The organism is Pseudomonas sp. BNK-44-b (assembly GCF_047456245.1).
Classification (GTDB): Bacteria; Pseudomonadota; Gammaproteobacteria; order Pseudomonadales; family Pseudomonadaceae; genus Aquipseudomonas; species Aquipseudomonas machongensis.
Genome location: NZ_CP179908.1, coordinates 1238222 through 1256563 on the forward strand (window position 1 = coordinate 1238222; position 18342 = coordinate 1256563).

Consider the following 18342-nt stretch of genomic DNA (forward strand, 5'->3'; position numbering starts at 1 on the left):
GCAAGGCGATGACGACCCTGAGCTGGATTCGCAGCGTCAACGGCACCCTCGGCCATCTGGCCCCCGAGCATGTCGCCGGGCGCATGCGGCGCGCCTTCATGACGCCGCGTAACCTGCCTGCGCGGCAGTGGGAGTTACCGCTATTGGCTTCGGCCGAGCGTATCACCCTGCGCTTCGGTCTGTCGGCCTTGCGCTGGGGCAAGGGGCCGACGGTGCTCCTGATGCACGGCTGGGAAGGGCGGCCCACCCAGTTTGCCGCGCTGATCGAAGCCCTGGTGCAGGCAGGACACACGGTCGTGTCCCTGGAGGGGCCAGCCCATGGCCGTTCGCCGGGGCAGCAGGCGCATGTGGTGCTGTTCGCCCGGGCACTGCTTGAAGCCGCGGCGGAGCTGCCGCCGTTGCGGGCCGTGATCGGTCATTCGATGGGGGGCGCCAGTGTCATGTTGGCCTTGCAGTGGGGCTTGCGTGCCGAGTCGGCGGTGAGCATTGCGGCACCTGCTCAATTGCTCGGGGTGTTGCGGGGTTTTGCCCGGCGCCTGGGGATGCCCAGGCGGGCGCGTGCAGCCTTCATCCGCCAGGTCGAGCGTGATGTGGGCGTGCAGATCGATCGGCTGGATGTCAGTGGCTACCAGCTCGAGTTGCCTGGGTTGGTGGTTCATGCAGCCGACGATGCGCTGGTCGCGGCCAGTGAGGCGCAGCTCATCCACAAGGCCTGGTTCGACAGTCGCCTGTTGCTGCTGGAGGAAGGTGGGCATCAACGGGTGCTGGCTGACCCGCGTCTGGCCCAGGCTGTGCTCGAGCTGCTGGCGCGTACGACGCAACCGGCACGGCAAAGCGCCTGAGCATCCGTTACACTCTGCCCGTTCACTGACTACAGGAGCGGGCATGAGCTGGGATCTGGCAGCGCCATTCATCATCGACCTTCGCGTTGGCACCGAGGATATCGACGGCCTCGGTCATGCCAACAACGCTGTCTACGTCACCTGGCTGGAGCGCTGCGCCTGGCGCCACTCTCAGCGCCTGGGACTGGACCTGGCCGAGTACCGTCGTCTGGACCGGGCAATGGCCGTGGTGCGCCATGAGATCGACTACCTGGCAGCGGCGTACGAAGACGACGAGCTGCAATTGGCCACCTGGATCATCGACTGGGATCAGCGCCTGCGCATGACCCGTCGTTTTCAACTCAAGCGCCCACGTGACGGCGTCACCCTGTTGCGCGCGCAAACCACCTTTGCCTGTATCGAACTGTCCAGCGGCAAGCCCAGGCGGATGCCGGCCGAGTTCATCGAGGGCTATGGTCCGGCGCTGATCGGCGCCTGATCCACGGGCATTTTTTGCTAGACTGCCGCCTTTTCTCGTCGGGACCCTGAAATGCAAATTGCCCTGGCCCCCATGGAGGGGCTGGTCGACAACATCCTGCGCGACGTGCTGACCCGCGTCGGGGGTATCGACTGGTGTGTCACCGAGTTCATCCGTGTCTGTGATCGCCTGCTGCCACCTTCGTCGTTCGACAAGTTGGCACCCGAGTTGCGCAACGGTGCGTGCACGGCTGCCGGCACGCCGATGCGTGTGCAGTTGCTGGGCTCCGATCCGCTGTGCCTGGCGGACAACGCCGCCCTGGCCTGTGAACTCGGGGCACCGGTAATCGACCTCAACTTCGGCTGCCCGGCCAAGACCGTGAACAAGTCTCGCGGGGGCGCTGTGCTGCTCAAGGAGCCCGAGCTGCTGCATGCCATCGTTCGTGAAGTTCGACGGGCGGTACCGGCGCAGATCCCGGTGACGGCGAAGATGCGTCTGGGCTTCGACAGCCCGAATGGTGCGCTGGAGTGTGGCATCGCGCTGGCCGACGGTGGGGCGCAGCACTTGGTGGTGCATGCGCGAACCAAGGTAGAGGGTTACAAGCCGCCGGCTCACTGGGAGTGGGTGGCGCGGGTGCAGGATGTGGTCAAGGTGCCGGTCTTTGCCAATGGCGAGATCTGGACCGTCGATGATTGGCGACGCTGCCGCGAAGTCAGCGGCGCTGAAAACATCATGCTCGGGCGCGGGCTGGTGTCGAGGCCGGATCTGGGCTTGCAGATCGCCGCAGCGCGCGAGGGGCGGGACTACCAGCCGATGGTGTGGAGCGACCTGCTACCGCTGCTGCGCGAGTTCTGGCGCCAGGCGCAAGCCAAACTGTCGCCGCGCTATGCGCCCGGGCGGATGAAGCAGTGGTTGGCGATGTTGACCCGCAGCTACCCGGAGGCGGTGCTGTTGTTCGCCGAGTTGCGGCGCGAGGATGACTGCGCCCGCATCAGCCGGCTGCTGGGTGTCGAGCCAGTGAAAACGGCCTCTTTCACCGAGTGCGTCGCCTGATGTGCAGCTGCGTCGTGCGGGGTGGGAAGATTTTTTCATGAGAGCCCTTGAAAGTCCGTTGCCTGACCCTATCTCTTGAGTACGCGATGCCGAAGTCGGGTCGCGTAGTGACTTACTTGCTGAATCTCAGGAGTTTATGACCATGACTACTGCTTTCTCCCTCGCACCACTGTTCCGCCATTCCGTAGGTTTCGATCGTTTCAATGACCTGTTCGAATCCGCGGCACGTAATGAGGCCGGTAGCAGCTACCCGCCCTACAACGTCGAAAAGCATGGCGATGACCACTATCGCATCGTGGTTGCTGCAGCCGGCTTCCAGGAGCAGGATCTCGACCTTCAGGTCGAAAAAGGCGTCCTGACCGTTACCGGTGGCAAGCGCGAAAATGGCGCTGCCGAAGTCACCTATCTGCATCAGGGTATCGCCCAGCGTGCTTTCAAGCTGTCGTTCCGCCTGGCGGATCACATTGAAGTAAAAGCTGCCGGTCTGGCTAACGGCCTGCTCAGCATCGACCTGCTGCGCATCGTGCCGGAAGAAGCCAAGGCCAAGCGTATTCCGATCAATGGTGAAAAGGCTGCACTGAATTGAATGCAGTGAAGTGAATGGAAGGGCACCCTAGGGTGCCCTTTCGCATTTATGGGGCACACCCCTCCCGTAGAGGCAGGGCGCTATCAATAGTCTGCCGGGGTTTCCTGCAAGATCTGGCGAAACTCCGGCAAGGGCAGCGGTCGGCTGTGCAGGTAGCCCTGGTACAGGTAACAGCCCTGTCGCTCGAGAAATTCCAGTTGCTCCGTCAGTTCGACACCTTCTGCTATCACCGCCAGCTCCAGGCTTCGCGCCATGGCCACGATGGCTCGAACGATCTCGGCATCATTGGGGTCGTTGGGCGCGTCACGCACGAAGGTCTGGTCGATCTTCAGGGCATCCACCGGCAGGCGCTTCAGGTAGGTCAGCGACGAATAGCCCGTGCCGAAATCATCCATGGCGAAGCTCACCCCGTAGCGTTTGAGCTCACGCATCTTGTTGATGGTGTCTTCCAGGTTCTGGATGACAATGCCCTCGGTGATCTCCAGTTTGAGCATGCGCCTGGGCAAGCGATAGTCGTCCAGGCTGCGCAGCACTCGTTCGACGAAATCATTCTGGCGGAATTGCCGGGGGCTGATATTCACGCAGAGACTGAAATCGTCGGCACTGATCAGCCCGTCCTCGAGCATGCGCGCGCAGGCGTCGCAGGCTTCGTCAAGGATCCAGCTACCCACCTCGAGTATCAGGCCGCTTTCCTCGAGCACCTGGATGAACTGGGAGGGTGCTTGCTGGCCAAGTTGCGGATGGTGCCAGCGCAAGAGCACTTCGGCACCGACGATGCGGTTGTCGCGGGCGTCCACCTGGGGCTGGAAGTGCAGGGCCAGTTCGCCGCGCGCGAGCGCCAGACGCAGGTCGTTTTCCATGCGCAGGCGCTCGCTGGCCGCCTTTTGCATGGTGGTGTGGAACAGCTGGGTGGTATTGCGTCCGGAATCCTTGGCGCGGTAAAGGGCGATGTCTGCTCGCTTGAGCAGATCGGCCGGGGTGATGCCATGGTCGGGAATCAGTGCCACGCCGATGCTCGGCGTCACCTGCAGGCGCTGGCCGTCCAGCGACATGGGTTCGGCCAGCAGTTCGCGCAGGGTGTCGGCCAACTCGCGAACCTTGCCCTCGACGTGCTCGCGACTCCCCTCCAGACCGCTTAGCAGGACCACGAATTCGTCGCCCCCCAGGCGTGCCACGGTGTCTTCCAGGCGCACGCTGGCTTCGAGGCGGGCAGTGATGATCTTCAATACCGTGTCGCCGACGGGGTGGCCCAGAGAGTCGTTGATGTGCTTGAAGTGGTCCAGGTCGAGGAACAGCAGGGCGCCGCGCAGGTTGTGGCGCTTGAGCAGGGCGATCTGCTGGCTGAGCCGGTCCATCAGCAGGGCGCGGTTGGGCAGGTTGGTCAGCGGGTCATGGTAGGCCAGGTGGCGGATCTGCGCTTGTGCGTTCTTCAACTGGCTGACGTCGCGGGCGGTCAACAGCAGGCAGTCGGTTTCATTGAGGCTGATCGGCTCGACGGACACCTCGACGGTCAGGATGTCTCCGCGTTTGTTGCGCCCGAGCATCTCCCGGTGGTGTACCCGGCCGCGCTCCTTGAGTTCGGCAAGCAAGGCTGCCCGTTGCTTGTCGTCGGCCCAGATGCCCAGTTCGAAAACGGTACGACCCACTACCTCGATACTGCTGTAGCCGGTCAGGCGGCAGAAGCCGTCGTTGACCTCGACATAGCGTCCACTGAGCCGTTCGGTGATGGTGATGGCGTCGGGGCTCGAGTGGAAGGCTTTGGCGAACTTCTCCTCGCTGGCCTTGAGTGCCGCCTCGGCGCGCTGTTGCTGGGTGATGTCACGCAGCGTGGTGACGCTGCAGGGCTGGCTGTCCACGGTGATCAGGCGGCTGGAAATCACGCAGGTCAGTGGTGAGCCATTGCGGTGGTTGACCACGACCGCGACATTGCTCAAGGCCTGATCGCGGATCACCCGCTCGATGCGTTGCGCGCGCGCGGACGACTCGGCCCAGAGGCCGATCTGCTCGGCGGTGCGCCCGATGACCTGTTCGGCGTCCCACCCGAAGGTCTGGGTGAAGGCTGGATTGATCTCGATGAACTGGCCCGTATCCTGGTGAGTGACGCAGATCGGGTCGGGGCTGACCTGGAACAGGCTGGCGAACTTCTCTTCCGAGGCGCTCAGGCGTTGCTCGCGCTCGACTTGGTCGGTGATGTCCAGCAAGGTGCCGGCCATGCGCAGTGGGTTGCCATGCTCGTCGCGATAAAGCCGCGCACGGCTTTCGATATAGCGCGATGCGCCGTTCTCCAGCTGGACGCGATAGGTGATCTGGTAGTTGCCGGCCCTTCGCGCAGGCTGCGGTAGGCTTGACGCATGGCGCTGCGTTCTTCCTCCGGCACGCCTTCGAAGAAGGCTTCGAAGGACTCATGGAAGGGCACCGGGTCAAGGCCGTGCAGTTGCGCGGCGCGCGCCGAGCCATAGAGCATGCCGCTGGGAATGTGCCAGTCCCAGGTGCCCAACTGCGCCGAGTCCAGGGCCAGGTCCAGGCGCTCCTGGCTGTCCTTGAGTGCCTGCTCGGCCCGCTTGCGTTCGGTGGTGTCGACAAAGGTGCTGATCAGGTAGGTGATACCTTCAAGCTCGATACCCTGGGTGCAGAGGATGCCATCGTGGATGTTGCCGCTGGTGGCACGGAACTGGACTTCCATGATCACCGGGCTGCCATTGTTGCGAGTGGCTTCCAGTACTTGCTGGCGCTGTTCGGGGTGGACCCAGAGGCCGAGTTCCACGCTGGTCTTGCCGACGACCTGGGCGCCGGGCCAGCCGAACATGTCCTCGAAGTGCTGGTTGACCTCGAAGATCATGCCATCGTGGCGGCGGGTCAGGAGGATGGCATTGGGGCTGAGGTGGAAGAGGGTGGCAAAGCGCTTTTCCGAGTTGATCAGTGCGGTTTCGCGATCGCGCTGACGGGTGATCTCGCGGATCACGCCGATCATCTGTGGACGGCCATGGCGATCATGGGTCAGGCTGCCATTGATTTCCAGCCAGTGCAGGCTGCCGTCCGGCCAGCGGATGCGATGGCGCATGGCCTGCTCCACGGGCTCGCCGTTGACCACGGCGTGGAACAGCTGGCGGGTGCGGGCGCGATCCTCCTCCGGCAGCAGGTCCAGGTAGTCGATATCCGCGGGCAACGGGCGCAGGGGATCGAAGCCGAACAGCGCCTGCGTGCCTCGTGACCAGCTCACCCGGCCGGTTTCGATATCCCACAGCCAGGCGCCCAGGCGTGCGCCGTTGAGCGCGGCGAGCAATTGCGGGGCATTCTGCCAGGCCTGCTCGGACTCCTGGGGATCGACCGCAGGGATGCGCGGCAGGCGCGGAAAGCGGTTTGCTGATTTGGGCATCGGTACCAGACCTTTGGCGGATGAAGCGTCCTTGTAAGTGAAATGCCTGGCTGATGGACGGTCAGGCGGACCCCGAGTGGCTGTCGAGCAATGCCATGAACGCCTTTGCCGCATTCGACAGCGTTCGTTCCGTATGCAAAATGTAGCCTAGCTGGCGCGACAGCTGTATGCCGGGCAAGGCGATGGGTGCAACCTGTTCATCGAGCATAGTACGTGGCAGCACGCTCCACGCGAGGCCGATTGAAACCATCATCTTGATGGTCTCCAGGTAGTTGGTACTCATGGCGATGTTCGGCGTCAGGCCCTGACTCTCGAACAAGCGCTGCACGATGTGGTGGGTAAAGGTGTTGCCGCCGGGGAACACGGCGGGGTGGCGGGCGATATCGGCCAGGCTGACATCGCTATCAAGGGCCAGGGCGTGCTCCGGGGCCGCTACGAAATCCAGGGCGTCGTCCCACACTGGAACGGCCCGGACCAGGTGATGGGGCTCGGGGGCCAGGGTGATCACTGCGATTTCCGCGCGGCCATGGAGAACTTCGTCGTAGGCCGTTTCTGAATCTAGAAACTGAATATCCAGTGCCACGGAAGGGTGCTGTCGGGTGAAAGCCCTTAGCAGCGGGGGCAGGCGGTGCAGGCCGATATGATGGCTGGTGGCCAGGGTCAGGCGCCCGGTAACTTCTCCTGTCAAATTGGTCAGGGCGCGGCGCGTATCATCCAGTACATTGAGGATCTGATAGGCGCGAGGCAGCAGGGCTCGGCCGGCTTCGGTCAAGGTGACCTCACGGCCCAGGCGATCGAACAGGCGTACATCCAGTTGCTGCTCCAGGCCGGCGATGCGTTTGCTGACGGCGGGTTGGGTCAGGTGCAGGCGTTCACCGGCGCCGGAAAAACTTCCGGTTTCGGCGATGGCGATAAAAGCGCTGAGGTTGGCGAGGTCCATGCGCTCGAATTCCTATTGGTTATCCAAAGCATAAAAATTATGAATTTGAGTTATTCAATCTAACCCCATAGCATCGTCCGTACAAGCCAAGGGGTTATTGGCATAGAAAGACGCTGATGAGGAACAGTCTGATGGCTGGCAAAACGCTCTACGACAAACTCTGGGATGCGCACGAAGTCAAACGGCGCGACGATGGCTCGTCCTTGATCTATATCGATCGTCACATCATCCATGAAGTGACTTCGCCGCAAGCTTTCGAAGGCCTGCGCCTGGCCAATCGCAAGCCCTGGCGCATCGACGCCAACATCGCCACGCCCGACCACAACGTGCCGACCACGCCAGAGCGCAAGGGGGGTATCGAGGCCATCGTCGACCAGGTGTCGCGCCTGCAGGTGCAGACCCTGGACGAGAACTGTGACGAATACGGCATCGTCGAATTCAAGATGAACGACGAGCGCCAGGGCATCGTCCACGTCATCAGCCCGGAGCAGGGCGCCACCTTGCCGGGCATGACCGTGGTCTGCGGTGACTCGCACACCTCGACCCACGGCGCCTTCGGGGCTTTGGCCCATGGCATCGGCACCTCCGAGGTCGAGCACGTGCTCGCCACCCAGTGCCTGGTCGCCAAGAAGATGAAGAACATGCTGGTCCGCGTCGAAGGCCAGTTGCCTGTCGGCGTCACCGCGAAGGATATCGTGCTTGCCGTGATCGGCAAGATCGGCACTGCCGGTGGCAACGGCCACGCCATGGAGTTCGCCGGCAGCGCTATTCGCGAGCTGTCGATGGAAGGCCGCATGACCATCTGCAACATGTCCATCGAAGCCGGTGCCCGTGTCGGGCTGGTGGCTACCGACGCGACCACCGTTGCCTATGTTGAGGGCCGTCCGTATGCGCCGAAGGGCGAGGACTGGACGCGTGCCGTCGAGGCCTGGAAAGACCTGGTTTCCGACGACGATGCCGTGTTCGACACCGTGGTCGAACTCGACGCCGCACAGATCAAGCCGCAGGTCAGCTGGGGCACTTCCCCGGAAATGGTGCTCGCCGTCGACCAGCGCGTGCCGGATCCGGCCGCCGAGGCCGATCTGATCAAGCGTGGTTCGATCGAGCGCGCACTCAAGTACATGGGGCTCACCGCCAACCAGGCGATCACTGATATCCAGCTGGATCGCGTGTTCATCGGCTCCTGCACCAACTCGCGGATCGAAGACCTGCGCGCTGCGGCGGACATCGCCAAGGGCCGCAAGGTTGCCGCTACCGTCAAGCAAGCCATCGTCGTGCCGGGTTCGGGCCTGGTCAAGGCCCAGGCCGAGCGTGAAGGCCTGGACAAGATCTTCCTTGCGGCGGGCTTCGAATGGCGTGAACCAGGCTGCTCCATGTGCCTGGCGATGAACCCGGACCGCCTGGAAAGTGGCGAGCATTGCGCCTCGACGTCCAACCGCAACTTCGAAGGCCGTCAGGGCGCCGGTGGTCGTACCCACCTGGTCAGCCCGGCCATGGCCGCCGCCGCTGCGGTAACCGGCCACTTCATCGATGTCCGCGAGTTGATCCAAGGGAGCGCAGCATGAAAGCCTTTACCCAGCACACCGGCCTCGTCGCGCCGTTGGATCGTGCCAACGTCGACACCGACCAGATCATCCCCAAGCAGTTTCTCAAGTCGATCAAGCGTACCGGCTTCGGCCCCAACCTGTTCGACGAGTGGCGCTACCTGGACGTGGGCCAGCCCTACCAGGACAACAGCAAGCGCCCGGTGAACCAGGAGTTCGTGCTCAACCACGAACGCTACCAGGGTGCCAGCGTGTTGCTGGCGCGGGAAAACTTCGGTTGTGGCTCCAGCCGCGAGCATGCGCCTTGGGCGCTGGACGAGTACGGTTTCCGCAGCATCATTGCGCCGAGCTTTGCCGACATCTTCTTCAATAACAGCTTCAAGAACGGCCTGCTGCCCATCATCCTCAGCGATGAGGAAGTGGATGAGTTGTTCAAGCAGGTCGAAGCCAACCCGGGCTACCAGCTGACCATCGACTTGCAGGCGCAGGCTGTTACCCGTCCAGACGGCAAGGTGCTGCACTTCGAGATCGATGCGTTCCGCAAGCATTGCCTGCTCAACGGCCTGGACGACATCGGTCTGACCTTGCAGGACAGCGACGCGATCAAGGCCTTCGAAGGCAAGCATCGCGCCGCGCAGCCCTGGCTGTTCCGGGATGCCTGAAGCAGGTAGGTGACAGTACCGGCCTCTTCGCGGGCGAGCCCGCTCCTACAGATATCGCAAGGCCTGAGGCAATGCTGTACCAGTGGGAGCGGGCTTGCCCGCGAAGAGGCCGGTACAGGCAATAAAACCAAAAGGATTGAATCATGACGGGTACCAGCCACACCGAAGTAGTCCAGCGCCAGTTCGGCGAGCAGGCCAGCGCCTACCTCAGCAGCACCGTGCATGCCCAGGGCAGCGAGTTCGCCCTGCTGCAGGCCGAGCTGCAAGGGCAGGGCGCTGCTCGCGTGCTGGACCTGGGCTGTGGCGCCGGTCATGTCAGTTTTCACGTGGCGCCACTGGTGGCCCAAGTCGTGGCATACGATCTTTCCCAGTCGATGCTTGACGTGGTTGCCAAGGCCGCCAGCGAGCGTGGGCTGGCCAATATCGTCACCGAGCGCGGTGCCGCCGAGCGTCTGCCGTTCGCCGACGCGTCGTTCGAATTCGTCTTCAGCCGTTACTCGGCACACCACTGGAGCGACCTGGGCCTGGCACTGCGTGAAGTGCGTCGGGTGCTCAAGCCGGGTGGCGTGGCGGCGTTCGTCGATGTCATGTCGCCGGGCAGCCCGTTGCTCGACACCTACCTGCAAAGTGTCGAAGTGCTGCGCGACACCAGCCATGTACGCGATTATTCTGCCGCCCAGTGGCAGCGTCAGGTCAGCGAGGCAGGGCTGTTCACGCGCAGCCATAGCCGCCAGCGCCTGCGCCTGGAGTTCGCATCCTGGGTGGAGCGCATGCGTACTCCCGAACCGATGCGTGTGGCCATTCGCCAGTTGCAGCAGGCGATGGGCGAGGAAGTGCGGCAGTATTACCAGATCGAAGCTGATGGCTCCTTCAGCACGGATGTCCTGGTGCTGTGGGCCGAGCGATAGAGTTTCCGGCGTGGCTGACCGAGCCGCGCTGTTTGAATGAATAGAGGAAAGCATGAGCAAGCAGATTCTGATTCTCCCAGGTGATGGCATCGGTCCGGAAATCATGGCCGAGGCGGTCAAGGTGCTGGAGCTGGCCAACGACAAGTTCGGCCTGGACTTCACCCTGGAGCACGACGTGATCGGTGGTGCGGCCATCGACAAGCACGGCGTACCGCTGGCTGACGAAACCCTGGAGCGCGCGCGCAAGGCCGATGCCGTCCTGCTCGGCGCCGTCGGCGGGCCGAAGTGGGACAAGATCGAGCGTGATATCCGTCCTGAACGCGGTCTGCTGAAGATTCGTGCGCAACTGGGCCTGTTTGCCAACCTGCGTCCGGCGATCCTCTATCCGCAACTGGCTGACGCTTCGTCGCTCAAGCCCGAGATCGTCTCCGGGCTGGACATCCTCATCGTCCGCGAGCTGACCGGCGGCATCTACTTTGGTGCTCCGCGTGGCCAGCGCGAGCTCGAAGGTGGCGAGCGCCAAGCCTATGACACGCTGCCCTACAGCGAGAGTGAAGTGCGCCGTATCGCCCGCGTGGGCTTCGACATGGCCCGCGTGCGCGGCAAGAAACTGTGCTCGGTGGACAAGGCCAACGTCCTGGCTTCCAGCCAGCTGTGGCGCGAAGTGGTCGAAGACGTCGCCAAGGACTACCCGGACGTCGAGCTGAGCCACATGTACGTCGACAACGCCGCGATGCAACTGGTGCGCGCACCCAAGCAGTTCGACGTGGTGGTGACCGACAACATGTTCGGTGACATTCTGTCGGATGAGGCTTCCATGCTGACCGGTTCCATCGGCATGCTGCCTTCTGCTTCGCTGGATGCCGACAACAAGGGCATGTACGAGCCTTGCCACGGTTCGGCGCCCGACATCGCAGGCCAAGGTATCGCCAACCCGCTGGCGACCATCCTCTCCGTATCGATGATGCTGCGTTACAGCTTCAACCAGCAGGCCGCTGCCGAGGCGATCGAGCAGGCTGTGAGCCTGGTGCTGGATCAGGGTCTGCGCACCGGTGACATCTGGTCGGCCGGTTGCACCAAGGTCGGTACGCAGGAAATGGGCGACGCAGTAGTCGCAGCGCTGCGGAATCTGTAATCTCTCTGGCCCGCCATCGTTTCCCTTCGATGGCGGCCCACTTTTTAGCAAAGGTGTAGTTGCGATGAAACGTGTAGGTCTGATCGGTTGGCGCGGTATGGTCGGTTCCGTGCTCATGCAGCGGATGCTGGAGGAGCAGGACTTCGACCTTATCGAGCCGGTGTTCTTCACCACCTCCAACGTGGGTGGCCAAGGCCCGAACGTGGGCAAGGATATTGCTCCGCTCAAGGACGCTTATTCGATCGAAGAGCTCAAGACCCTCGACGTGATCCTGACCTGCCAGGGCGGCGACTACACCAACGAGGTCTTCCCCAAGCTGCGTGAAGCCGGCTGGCAGGGTTACTGGATCGACGCTGCCTCTTCCCTGCGTATGCAGGATGATGCAGTCATCATCCTCGACCCGGTCAACCGCAAGGTCATCGACCAGCAGTTGGACGCCGGCACCAAGAACTACATCGGCGGCAACTGCACCGTCAGCCTTATGCTGATGGGCCTGGGTGGGCTGTTCGAAGCCGGCCTGGTCGAGTGGATGAGCGCGATGACTTACCAGGCGGCCTCCGGTGCCGGTGCGCAGAACATGCGCGAGCTGATCAAGCAGATGGGAGCAACCCATGCTGCGGTGGCCGACGATCTGGCCAACCCGGCCAGCGCGATCCTCGACATCGACCGCAAGGTTGCCGAAGCCATGCGCAGCGAAGCCTACCCGACTGAAAACTTCGGCGTGCCGCTGGCTGGCAGCCTGATCCCGTGGATCGACAAGGAACTGCCGAACGGGCAGAGCCGCGAAGAGTGGAAGGCTCAGGCCGAGACCAACAAGATCCTCGGCCGCTTCAAGAGTCCGATCCCGGTCGATGGCATCTGCGTACGTATCGGCGCCATGCGCTGCCACAGCCAGGCGCTTACCATCAAGCTGAACAAGGATGTGCCGATCGCCGATATCGAAGGCATGATCAGCCAGCACAACCCATGGGTGAAGCTGGTGCCGAATCAGCGTGAGATCAGCATGCAGGAACTGAGTCCTACCAACGTGACCGGTACCCTGAACATTCCGGTCGGTCGTCTGCGCAAGCTGAACATGGGGTCCCAGTACCTGGGCGCCTTCACGGTCGGCGACCAGTTGCTGTGGGGCGCTGCCGAGCCGCTGCGCCGCATGTTGCGGATTCTGCTGGAGCGTTGATCGCCTCAAGTTGATCGAAAACCCGCGCTGGAGACAGCGCGGGTTTTTTGTTTGTGCGGCAATCAAGTAAAGTGCCGCTCCCGCCGTACCCGCAGAAGGAGCCAAACCATGAGCCAACCCCTAGATATCGCCGTCGTCGGCGCCACCGGAAGTGTCGGTGAGACCCTCGTGCAGATTCTCGAGGAGCTGGAGTTCCCGGTCGCGACCCTGCACCTGCTGGCCAGTATGGAATCTGCCGGCAGCAGTGTGATGTTTGCTGGCAAGAAGGTGCGAGTGCGTGAGGTGGACAGCTTCGACTTCGCCCAGGCCAAGCTGGCGTTCTTCGCCGCCGGTGCTGCAGTCAGCCGCAGCTTTGCGCAGAAGGCGCGCGAGGCCGGCTGCTCGGTGATCGATCTGTCGGGCGGGCTGGATGACGCGCTGGCGCTGGTGCCGGAGGCCAATGGCGAGGTCGTCGACAGCCTTGCATTGCCAGCCTTGCTGGCCAGCCCAAGCAGCGCCGCTGTCGCGCTGGCCGTTGCGCTGGCGCCGCTCAAGGGGTTGCTGGATATCGAGCGGGTCCAGGTAATGGCCTGCCTGGCTGTTTCGTCCCAGGGGCGCGAAGCGGTGAACGAGTTGGCGCGGCAGACGGCCGAGTTGCTCAACGCCCGCCCGTTGGAGCCGCGTTTCTTTGACCGCCAGGTGGCGTTCAACCTGTTGGCGCAGGTGGGGACCACCGATGAGCAGGGGCATGCAGCCCTGGAGCGTCGCCTGGTCAGCGAGCTGCGCGTGCTGCTGGGGTTGCCTGAGCTGAAGATTTCCGTGAGCTGCGTTCAAGTCCCGGTGTTTTTCGGCGATAGCTTCAGTGTGACGGTGCAGAGTCGCCAGTCGGTCGATCTGCAATCGGTCAACCAGGCGCTGGACGCCGCTGCCAGCGTAGAGCGTGTGGAAAATGACGATTATCCGACACCCGTCGGTGACGCAGTGGGGCAAGACGTGGTCTATGTTGGTCGTGTACGCCATGGCGTCGACGAGGATCAGCAGCTCAACTTGTGGCTGACCACCGACAACGTGCGCAAGGGTGCGGCGCTCAACGCCGTACAATTGGCGCAATTGTTGATAAAAAAAATGGCGTAAAAGATACTGGCCAGCAATTTTGTCCTACACCACTGGCAGGTTTTTAGGACGATTCATACAAGGGAAGAGGTCATGCTTCGAATTCGCAAACTGGTTCTGGCCATCGCGGCCGCCTCGGCGCTGTCGTCCGGCATGGCCAATGCCCTTGGCCTGGGGGAGCTGACCCTCAAGTCGGCGCAGAACCAGCCGCTGGATGCCGAGATCGAGTTGCTCGATGTGCGCGACCTCACCGCCGCTGAAGTGGCGCCAAGCCTGGCCGCTCCTGAGGAGTTCGCCAAGGCAGGGGTGACGCTGCCTGCTTATCTGGAAGACCTGACGTTCACGCCGGTGATCAACCCCAACGGTCGCAGCGTGTTGCGCGTGACATCCAGCAAGCCGCTGCCGGAGCCGGTGGTCAAGTTCCTGGTTCAGGTGATGTGGCCCCAAGGGCGGCTGTTGCGTGACTACAACGTGGCGCTCGACCAGCCGCAGCAGGCCAGCGCCAAGCCTGCCCAGGGCGCCATCAGCCCGGCAGTGAGCGCCGCCAGCTACACGACGCGCCAGCGCGACACGCTCTGGCAGATCGCTGCACGCAACACCCACGGCGGTTCGATCCAGCAGACCATGCTGGCGATCCAGGCCCTGAACCCCGATGCCTTCATCGGCAATAACATCAACCAGCTCAAGACCGGTCAGGTCCTGCGCCTTCCAGACGAGCAGCAGATCCGCAGCATTGCCCAGGGGGAGGCGATCCGCGAGGTTTCCGAGCAGTACGCCGCCTGGCGCGAAGGTCGGCGTCTGGGGCCGCGTGCGCGACAGTTGGACGCCACCCGTCGGGGTGCTGCCGAAGCCGCGCCTGCACGTATCGCCCAGGGCGATAACCTGCGGCTGGTTGCGCCCGGCACGCAGACGGGGGCCGACAGCGCCAAGGCGCTGAACGACAAGCTGGCCGTGGCCCAGGAAAGCCTGGATACCAGCCGCCGCGACAACGAAGAACTCAAGAGCCGGATGACCGACCTGCAGAGCCAGCTGGACAAGCTGCAGCGTCTGATCGAATTGAAGAACGACCAGTTGGCGCGTCTCGAGGCGCAAGGGGCCGCCGAGCCTGCAGCACCTGTAGCCGCGACGCCGCCGGTCGAGCCGGTGGTCAACGCCCAGTTGGCCCCTGCCGAACCTGCGGTTACGCCGCCGCCAGCCGCAGCGGATACTGCGCCGCAAGCAGCGGCAGCGCCGGAGCAGCCGAGTGCACTCGACGAACTGCTGGGCAATCCGCTGTTGCTGGCGCTGTTGGCGGGCTCGGCCTTCCTCGTGTTGCTGCTGCTGTTGCTGCTTCTGGCGCGCAAGCGCAAGGCCCAGCAGGAGGCTGAGAAGCACCTGCGCATGGCTCGAGCCTTGGCCGAGGAAGGTGAGCGCGGTCCGGATCTGGACCTGCCGCCCAGCAGCTTCGATGGATTGGACATCTCGGCGCCGAGCGTGACCTTGTCGCCTGCCGTGGTGGCGGCCTCCGCTGCAGCCGCGGCGGCGGCGGAAAAGCCAGTCGTTGCCAGTGCGCCGGCTGATGCCGATCCGCACGCGGCGCTATTGGCCGAGGTCGACGAGAGCGTCGCCAAGGGGCGCTTGAATCACGCAGCTACTCTGCTGGAACCGGTGGTGGCTGCCGAGCCGCAGCGCAGCGACCTGCGCCTGAAATTGATGGAAGTCTACGCTCGCCAAGGCGATCAGGACGCGTTCGTCGGCCAGGAGCGCCAGTTGCCTGGTACACCTGAGAACCAAGGCGAAGTCGAGGGGCTCAAGCAACGTTATCCGGCCATGCTCGGGGTTGCGGCGGCAGGGCTCGGCGCGGCTGCGCTGGCTGCGGAGATGGACGAGCAGTATGTGCAGGAGCTGCTCCAGGAACACGAGGCGGCGCCTGTCGCAGAGCCTGAGCCGGTTGTCGACGAAGCGGTGGCGGCGGCGCCCCAGCCAGAGCCTGTGCTGGACAGCGTGCCAGATCTCGATGAGGTGCCCGTCACCGCCACGGACGATCTGGACAGTGCGTTCGACCTGAGTCTGGACGATGACCTCGCGCTTGACGACTCGCTCGATGCCCCGGTGCTGGATGCACCTGATGCGACGCAAGCGCCCGAGGTCTTGGTTGAGCCGCCGGTGCAGGCCGAGCCGGTGGTCGAGAGCGATGCCGACGACGATTTCGAGGCATTGCTGGCCCAGGCTCAGGCGCAATCCGAGCCACAAAGCCTGGATGATCTGGCGGACTTCGATCTGGATGTCGGTGAGCCGGCCGTAGCCGCGCCGCCTGCTGCCGAGCCGGAGGCGCCCGTGGATGTCGCCGCCGAGCTGGCTGCATTCGACGAGATTCCGGAATTCGACCCGATTTCCGAACTCGAGCTGCCGGACGACTTCGACCTGTCGTTGTCGCTGGACGACGAATCGCCAGCCGACAAGCACTTCGCCTCGGAACTCAGTGACGTCAACGCCGAGCTCGACAAGTTGTCGCAGAGCCTGGCATCGCCGTCGTTGGAGCCACACTTCACCGCCGAGGATGCGGCGCTCGAGCCCGGAGCCCTGGATGACCTGGATTTCGACTTCTTCTCCGGCACCGACGAAGTGGCGACCAAACTCGACCTGGCTCGGGCCTACATCGACATGGGCGATCACCAGGGCGCTCGCGATATCCTCGACGAGGTGGTCAAGGATGGCGACGACGGCCAGCGCCAGGAGGCGCAGGACATGCTGTCGCGTCTGGTCTGACGCGTAGCTGGCCTGGATAGGACAACGGCAGCCCTGAGGGCTGCCGTTGTCGTTATAATGGCCGCCTTTTCGTTTCATCCACAGGTTTGGCTTTCTTGGACATCAACGACATCGACGCGGCCGAATCGGCGGCCGAAGGGTACTCGCGCATCGCCCTGGGCGTGGAATACAAAGGTTCGCGCTACCGCGGCTGGCAACGCCAGGCCAGCGGTGTGCCCAGTGTCCAGCAGGCGCTGGAGCAGGCATTGTCGAAGGTCGCCGACTCGCCGATCAGTGTGATGTGCGCCGGGCGCACCGACGCTGGCGTTCACGGCTGCGGCCAGGTGGTGCACTTCGATACCCGCGCCGTGCGTGACGAACGTGCCTGGACCCTGGGCACCAACTTCAACCTGCCCCATGACATCAGCGTGGCCTGGGCACGGACGATGCCGGCGCACTTCCATGCGCGGTTCAAGGCCACTGCCCGGCGTTACCGCTACGTCATCTACAACGATCCGATCCGTCCGGCGCACCTGGCCGAAGAGGTAACCTGGAATCACCGCCCGCTGGATGTCGCGGCGATGGCCGAGGCCGCCGAATACCTGCTCGGCACCCACGACTTCAGCGCATTCCGGGCCAGCCAATGCCAGGCCAAGTCGCCGATCAAGCATATCCACCACCTGCGCGTTACCCGCCATGGTCGGATGATCGTCCTCGACGTGCGCGCCACGGCTTTCCTGCATCATATGGTGCGCAATATCGCCGGTGTGCTGATGACCATCGGTGCCGGCGAGCGCCCTGTGCAATGGGCCCGCGAGGTGCTGGAGGGGCGCAACCGTCGGGAGGGGGGCGTGACGGCGCATCCTTATGGCCTGTACCTGGTGCAGGTGGAGTACCCGGAAGAGTTCGCCCTGCCGCAGCGTTACATCGGCCCACACTTTCTTACCGGCTACGAGGCGTTGGCAGACTGACGGGCGAAACGTCATTTGCTAACATCCGGCCTTTCACCGATCACTCAAGGTTCGTCGTCCATGAGCAACGTCCGCACCAAGATCTGCGGGATTACCCGCATCGAAGACGCGCTGGCCGCCGTCGAGGCCGGTGCCGATGCGATTGGCTTCGTCTTCTATGCCAAGAGCCCGCGCGCGGTGGATGTGCGCCAGGCGCGGGCGATCATCGAGCAGTTGCCGCCCTTCGTGACCACGGTGGGGCTGTTCGTCAACGCGTCACGCTGTGAGCTGAACGAGATCCTCGAGGTGGTTCCACTGGACCTGCTACAGTTCCACGGCGACGAAACCCCCGCCGATTGCGAAGGCTATCACCGCCCATGGATCAAGGCCCTGCGAGTGCGCCCCGGGGATGATCTCGAGGCTGCCTGCCAGCAGTACTCCGGCGCCCGTGGCATTCTCCTGGATACCTACGTGGCTGGTGTGCCGGGGGGGACTGGCGAAGCCTTCGATTGGTCGCTGGTGCCGGCGCGCTTGAGCAAGCCGATCATCCTCGCGGGTGGGTTGTCGGCGGACAACGTCGGTCAGGCCATCGCCCAGGTCAACCCCTATGCGGTGGACGTCAGTGGCGGCGTCGAGCAGGCCAAGGGCATCAAGGATGCCAGCAAGATCGAAGCCTTCATGCGCGCGGTCCGCGCGGCGTGACGGCGGATGTGACGGTTGGCGGCGTGCCATCGTCCATAGCTATCGCAGCCCGGTGCTGCCCGGCTGGCCCCGTGGGGCTGGTCATCAGAACACGCGACGCCAGGGCGTCGGCGTACAGGTTGAAGGTGGAGTGGTGCGCGGGTGGTCCCTGTGACCGGTCCATCGTCGTTTAGAACACGAATTTGAGCTCA

At 63.6% G+C, this 18342-nt stretch carries 14 protein-coding genes and 1 pseudogene; 13 read left to right on the plus strand and 2 right to left on the minus strand.

Annotation, left to right across the window (positions count from 1 at the left end; translation table 11 throughout):
* The first annotated feature begins 8 nt into the window (after positions 1 to 8).
* The 4 genes from ACMGGG_RS05965 (at position 9) to ACMGGG_RS05980 (ending at position 2938) form a co-directional block, all read left to right on the plus strand.
* The gene (locus ACMGGG_RS05965) at positions 9 to 842 is read left to right on the plus strand and encodes an alpha/beta fold hydrolase (RefSeq protein WP_153773431.1); all 834 of its coding nucleotides are present in this window, start codon (positions 9 to 11) and stop codon (positions 840 to 842) included.
* Positions 843 to 885: 43 nt separating this feature from the next.
* Positions 886 to 1320, plus strand: a complete 435-nt coding sequence (locus ACMGGG_RS05970; protein ID WP_054893091.1) for an acyl-CoA thioesterase — start codon at positions 886 to 888, stop codon at positions 1318 to 1320.
* Positions 1321 to 1371: 51 nt separating this feature from the next.
* Positions 1372 to 2352 (plus strand): tRNA dihydrouridine synthase, encoded by a 981-nt coding sequence (locus ACMGGG_RS05975; RefSeq protein WP_414155046.1) that lies wholly within the window; start codon positions 1372 to 1374, stop codon positions 2350 to 2352.
* Positions 2353 to 2494: 142 nt separating this feature from the next.
* Complete coding sequence (locus tag ACMGGG_RS05980; protein ID WP_054893093.1) at positions 2495 to 2938, plus strand: Hsp20 family protein; 444 nt, start codon at positions 2495 to 2497, stop codon at positions 2936 to 2938.
* Between the two features lie 83 nt (positions 2939 to 3021).
* Here ACMGGG_RS05980 and ACMGGG_RS05985 read toward each other — a convergent pair.
* Positions 3022 to 6314: pseudogene (locus tag ACMGGG_RS05985) on the minus strand (PAS domain S-box protein).
* A gap of 61 nt (positions 6315 to 6375) precedes the next feature.
* Entirely contained in the window at positions 6376 to 7254 is an 879-nt protein-coding gene (locus ACMGGG_RS05990; RefSeq protein ID WP_054893095.1) for a LysR family transcriptional regulator, read from the minus strand.
* Between the two features lie 131 nt (positions 7255 to 7385).
* Between ACMGGG_RS05990 and leuC the strand changes: the two genes are divergently transcribed.
* From leuC to ACMGGG_RS06035, 9 genes are all read left to right on the plus strand, one after another.
* Entirely contained in the window at positions 7386 to 8819 is a 1434-nt protein-coding gene (gene leuC / locus ACMGGG_RS05995; RefSeq protein WP_063543855.1) for a 3-isopropylmalate dehydratase large subunit, read from the plus strand.
* On the plus strand, positions 8816 to 9460 hold the full coding sequence (gene leuD, locus ACMGGG_RS06000) for a 3-isopropylmalate dehydratase small subunit (RefSeq protein WP_054893097.1): 645 nt from the start codon (positions 8816 to 8818) through the stop codon (positions 9458 to 9460). Before leuC ends, leuD begins: the two co-directional genes overlap by 4 nt.
* 143 nt (positions 9461 to 9603) lie before the next feature.
* Positions 9604 to 10368, plus strand: a complete 765-nt coding sequence (locus ACMGGG_RS06005; RefSeq protein ID WP_112897761.1) for a class I SAM-dependent methyltransferase — start codon at positions 9604 to 9606, stop codon at positions 10366 to 10368.
* A gap of 52 nt (positions 10369 to 10420) precedes the next feature.
* Positions 10421 to 11503, plus strand: a complete 1083-nt coding sequence (gene leuB, locus ACMGGG_RS06010; RefSeq protein WP_054893099.1) for a 3-isopropylmalate dehydrogenase — start codon at positions 10421 to 10423, stop codon at positions 11501 to 11503.
* 64 nt (positions 11504 to 11567) lie between these two features.
* Complete coding sequence (gene asd, locus ACMGGG_RS06015) at positions 11568 to 12680, plus strand: aspartate-semialdehyde dehydrogenase (protein WP_054893100.1); 1113 nt, start codon at positions 11568 to 11570, stop codon at positions 12678 to 12680.
* A gap of 108 nt (positions 12681 to 12788) precedes the next feature.
* The gene (locus tag ACMGGG_RS06020; protein WP_063543863.1) at positions 12789 to 13793 is read left to right on the plus strand and encodes an aspartate-semialdehyde dehydrogenase; all 1005 of its coding nucleotides are present in this window, start codon (positions 12789 to 12791) and stop codon (positions 13791 to 13793) included.
* A 72-nt stretch (positions 13794 to 13865) separates the two neighbouring features.
* Positions 13866 to 16520, plus strand: coding sequence for a FimV/HubP family polar landmark protein (locus ACMGGG_RS06025; RefSeq protein ID WP_414155047.1), 2655 nt, complete (start codon positions 13866 to 13868; stop codon positions 16518 to 16520).
* Positions 16521 to 16615: 95 nt separating this feature from the next.
* On the plus strand, positions 16616 to 17470 hold the full coding sequence (truA, locus tag ACMGGG_RS06030; protein WP_054893103.1) for a tRNA pseudouridine(38-40) synthase TruA: 855 nt from the start codon (positions 16616 to 16618) through the stop codon (positions 17468 to 17470).
* A gap of 60 nt (positions 17471 to 17530) precedes the next feature.
* Positions 17531 to 18151: a phosphoribosylanthranilate isomerase gene (locus tag ACMGGG_RS06035; RefSeq protein WP_063543869.1), complete on the plus strand. Its 621-nt coding sequence runs from the start codon at positions 17531 to 17533 to the stop codon at positions 18149 to 18151.
* Positions 18152 to 18342: the final 191 nt, after the last annotated feature.

What these genes read in the sequence shown, in the direction of transcription:
- ACMGGG_RS05965 (WP_153773431.1), top strand. Translation starts at nt 9, where the DNA reads ATGACGACCCTGAGCTGGATTCGCAGCGTCAACGGCACCCTCGGCCAT.
- ACMGGG_RS05970 (WP_054893091.1), top strand. Translation starts at nt 886, where the DNA reads ATGAGCTGGGATCTGGCAGCGCCATTCATCATCGACCTTCGCGTTGGC.
- ACMGGG_RS05975 (WP_414155046.1), top strand. Translation starts at nt 1,372, where the DNA reads ATGCAAATTGCCCTGGCCCCCATGGAGGGGCTGGTCGACAACATCCTG.
- ACMGGG_RS05980 (WP_054893093.1), top strand. Translation starts at nt 2,495, where the DNA reads ATGACTACTGCTTTCTCCCTCGCACCACTGTTCCGCCATTCCGTAGGT.
- ACMGGG_RS05990 (WP_054893095.1), bottom strand. Translation starts at nt 7,254, where the DNA reads ATGGACCTCGCCAACCTCAGCGCTTTTATCGCCATCGCCGAAACCGGA.
- leuC (WP_063543855.1), top strand. Translation starts at nt 7,386, where the DNA reads ATGGCTGGCAAAACGCTCTACGACAAACTCTGGGATGCGCACGAAGTC.
- leuD (WP_054893097.1), top strand. Translation starts at nt 8,816, where the DNA reads ATGAAAGCCTTTACCCAGCACACCGGCCTCGTCGCGCCGTTGGATCGT.
- ACMGGG_RS06005 (WP_112897761.1), top strand. Translation starts at nt 9,604, where the DNA reads ATGACGGGTACCAGCCACACCGAAGTAGTCCAGCGCCAGTTCGGCGAG.
- leuB (WP_054893099.1), top strand. Translation starts at nt 10,421, where the DNA reads ATGAGCAAGCAGATTCTGATTCTCCCAGGTGATGGCATCGGTCCGGAA.
- asd (WP_054893100.1), top strand. Translation starts at nt 11,568, where the DNA reads ATGAAACGTGTAGGTCTGATCGGTTGGCGCGGTATGGTCGGTTCCGTG.
- ACMGGG_RS06020 (WP_063543863.1), top strand. Translation starts at nt 12,789, where the DNA reads ATGAGCCAACCCCTAGATATCGCCGTCGTCGGCGCCACCGGAAGTGTC.
- ACMGGG_RS06025 (WP_414155047.1), top strand. Translation starts at nt 13,866, where the DNA reads ATGCTTCGAATTCGCAAACTGGTTCTGGCCATCGCGGCCGCCTCGGCG.
- ACMGGG_RS06035 (WP_063543869.1), top strand. Translation starts at nt 17,531, where the DNA reads ATGAGCAACGTCCGCACCAAGATCTGCGGGATTACCCGCATCGAAGAC.